This window comes from Pontibacter sp. HJ8, from assembly GCF_054824225.1.
Genome location: NZ_JSYF01000604.1, coordinates 3,056 through 6,476, shown reverse-complemented (window position 1 = coordinate 6,476; position 3,421 = coordinate 3,056). Strand labels below are relative to the sequence as shown.

General features: G+C 51.7%; 2 protein-coding genes. One reads left to right on the top strand and one right to left on the bottom strand.

Features of this window, described 5'->3' with window-relative positions; translation table 11 throughout:
• The first annotated feature begins 194 nt into the window (after nucleotides 1–194).
• Nucleotides 195–1,709, top strand: a complete 1,515-nt coding sequence (locus OB13_RS19960) for a SpoVR family protein (protein ID WP_461491944.1) — start codon at nucleotides 195–197, stop codon at nucleotides 1,707–1,709.
• 155 nt (nucleotides 1,710–1,864) lie between these two features.
• Here the strand turns inward: OB13_RS19960 and OB13_RS19955 are convergent, their stop codons facing one another.
• Entirely contained in the window at nucleotides 1,865–3,106 is a 1,242-nt protein-coding gene (locus tag OB13_RS19955; protein WP_461491943.1) for a cysteine desulfurase-like protein, read from the bottom strand.
• Nucleotides 3,107–3,421 lie beyond the last annotated feature (315 nt).

Genomic DNA, 3,421 nt, shown 5'->3' with positions numbered 1-3,421 from the left:
CTCCCCTTGAGGGGAGTCAGAGGGGTGTCTCCTCAGCAGCTATGAAACAAGAAGCTTGCAAATAGTAATAGCAGGCTCCCTTCCTTAGACAAGGAGGGGCAGTTGGACCAGTCGGCTGAGCAAAAAAGCCTTGTGTCTTAAGTCTTGATACTTGTGTCCAAAAAATTGCTTGCGTCCAAAAAATAATTTTCGCCATGACAGACAAAGATAAATATAAGGTGATGTTTTGTAATCCGAACTGGGATGATGAAACGCTGCAGGCGGCGGATGAGGTGATCAGCAGGATAGGGAAGGAGTCCCTGAAGCTGAAGACCTACCCCAACCAGATCGAGATTGTCACTTCCGAGCAGATGCTCGATGCCTATGCCCTGACCGGTCTGCCTACTTCTTACCCGCATTGGAAGTTTGGCAAAGATTTCGTGCTCAACCAGAACAACTATACCAAGGGCCGCATGGGGCTTTCCTATGAGCTGGTCATCAATTCCAATCCCTGCATCAGCTACAACATGGAGAATAACTCTACCTGCATGATGCTGCTCGTTATCGCGCATGCCTGCCAGGGCCACAATGCTTTTTTTGCCAACAACTACATGTTCCTGGACTGGACCTCTGCTGATTCTATCGTCGATTACATGGTTTTTGCACGGGACTTTATTTTGAAGTGCGAAGAGGAATATGGCGAGGAAGAAGTAGAGCGGGTATTGGATGCAGCGCATGCACTGATGCACCATGGCGTAGACAAGTATAAAAAGCCCAGCAAGCTGACGGCCCAAGAGGAGAATGAGCGACTGAAGAAACTGACGTCCGTCAAAAGGGAAAACTACAACGAGATCTGGAAAACCCTGCCCAGGTTGTCTGCCATACCGGAAGTGGCTCTAGGGGAAGAGCAAAAGTTTCCGAAAGAGCCGGAAGAGAACGTGCTGTACTTCATTGAAAAGTATGCACCGGCCATGCCCGACTGGAAACGTGAAATTATCCGGATCGTGCGGAAGGTAGCGCAATACTTTTATCCGCAGGGAGCTACCAAGGTGATGAACGAGGGCTTTGCCACTTTTACGCACTACCACATCATCAACCAGCTGTTTGAGGAAGGCTATGTGAACGACGGCTTTATGCTGGAGTTTCTCAAGAGCCACAGTGGCGTGCTGTACCAGCCGGAATACAACAGCAAGTTTTACTCCGGCCTGAATCCCTACACCCTGGGCTTCAATATTTTCATGGACATCAAGCGAATCTGCCAGGAACCTACCAAAGAAGACAGGGCCTGGTTCCCGGACCTCATCGGCAAGGACTGGCTGGAGCAGGTACATTATGTGATGGAGAACTTCCGGGACGATAGTTTCATCCTGCAATACCTGTCTCCGAAGGTCATTCGTGATATGAAGCTATTCACCATCGTGGACAATGAGCTCGACGATAAATATGAGATAGGTGCCATCCACAATGAGCGGGGCTATAAGAAAATACGGGAGCAACTGAGCCAGCAGTATGACCGCTCTGCCTATGTGCCCAACATCCAGGTAACGAAGGTAGACCTGCACAAGACGAGCAAGCTATACCTGACCCACTACATCCAGAAGGACCGCAAGCTGGACGCTAAAAGCGCTAAAGAAACCCTGGAGCACATCCGCTATTTATGGGGATTCCCGGTGGAGCTGCATTCCAAAAACAAACTGGGTATAAACGAGAGCTCTTACCAGGCAAAGTAGATGTCAGACACATGCAGGAGCTGCTAACAGTGCTGAACAGTGCTGGTCATTGCGTTCTCATTCGTAGCAGCCGCAACTCCGGTGACCTCGCAGCGTCCGAAGGTCCTGCGCGTGTCTGTGTCAAAGCCGTTCTTGACCTCCCTTAAACCACTCGGCTATACCTTGACCTTTGCATTAATAAACTCCTGCAGGCCCTGCTCAAACAGTGCTACTTCTTCCAGTGTATTGTAAGGCGCCAGCCCGATCCTGATCCAGCCGCCCATCGGGTTGACGCCCAGCTTTTCGGCCAGGGTGGAGGCGTAGAAGTGGCCGTCGGCAATGCACATGTTGTAGTGCTCGGCAAACCAACTGGTGACCTCGCGGGCTTTTATGTTGTCTATCGTAAAGGCGAAAGTCGGGGTCTTACGGGTGCCTGCCGGAGCCCGGTACAAGCGCACCTGCGGGAGTCTCTTCAAAAAGCTTTCGATCCGATCCGTCAGCTCCTCCTCATAAGCCTCTATGCGTTGCATCCCTGACTGTAGCCGCTCCCTCCGCGTAGCGCCTTCTCCTAAACTTTCCAGGAAGGTGATCGCCCCGATCAGGCCCGCAATGGCTTCGTGGTTCTGGGTGCCGGTTTCCAGCTTGTCGGGTATTTCCTGCGGAGCAGGTACCAGTTTGTAGACGGTCAGCTTTTCAAACAGCGAAGCCGTGATAACGGCTATACCCAGGTGCGGTCCAAAAAATTTGTACGAGGAGCAGAACAGTACATCGCAACCAAGCTGCTTAAAATCAATGGAAAGGTGCGGAGCTGCATGTACGGCGTCCAGTATTACGATCGCATTCACCGCTTTTGCCCGGGCAATGATCCTGCCGATATCCGACACCGTGCCCGTCACGTTGGACGACATGCCAACTGCTACCAGCTTTGTGTTCTCCGTGATCAGCTCGTCGAGATTATCCAGCTCCAAGGTATAGGTACCCGGAACAACAGGTATGAACTTCACCTTGGCGCCCTTGTCTTTGGCCAGCGTCACCCAGGGATCCACATTGGCGCGGTGGTCCAGTTCCGTCACCACCACCTCATCTGCTGCCGTAATATACGAACCCAGGCTTCGGGCGATGGAGAAGGCCAGCGAGGTCATGTTCTGTCCGAAGGCCACCTCCCTCGGGGAGCAGTTCAGCAGGTCCGCCACGGCTTTTCTGCCCTCCAGGAGCAGGTTGTCCGTGCTGACGCTGGTCGGGAAAGCGCCGTGCAGGTTGGCCATCCCGCCCGTGATATAGGCCAGCATGGCATTAACTGCCTGCTGCGCCATCTGCGTGCCGCCGGGCCCGTCAAAGAAGATGTAGGGCTTTTTTTGTTCGGTCACCCGTAGGGCTGGAAACGCAGTCCGTAGCTGCTCTACTGATAATTTGTTCATGTTTTTGAAGATAATAAATTCATAATCAATAATATCCCTCTTTTGTCGTCCAACGTCTTGTTGTGGATGATAGAAGATGTCGCGACAGGTTCTTATCCGTACCTTAACCTGATATTGTTATATAGCTTCACCTGCCGGTGGGGCCTTACTTTTCTCCTTGATGAGAAAAGTAAGCAAAAGAATCAAGGACGCTCCAAACTCGCTGAACGCTCGAACAGTGGAGCGCCAAGTAGTGCACCTGGTAGTGGCTATACCTTTGTAGCAACTGTTGTAAGGATGTCTGCTATACCTGTTAGCTATACTTACTCATGCCGG

Bases quoted from the DNA above. Each gene is read 5' to 3' on its own strand.
- OB13_RS19960 (WP_461491944.1), top strand. From the start codon at position 195: ATGACAGACAAAGATAAATATAAGGTGATGTTTTGTAATCCGAACTGG.
- OB13_RS19955 (WP_461491943.1), bottom strand. From the start codon at position 3,106: ATGAACAAATTATCAGTAGAGCAGCTACGGACTGCGTTTCCAGCCCTA.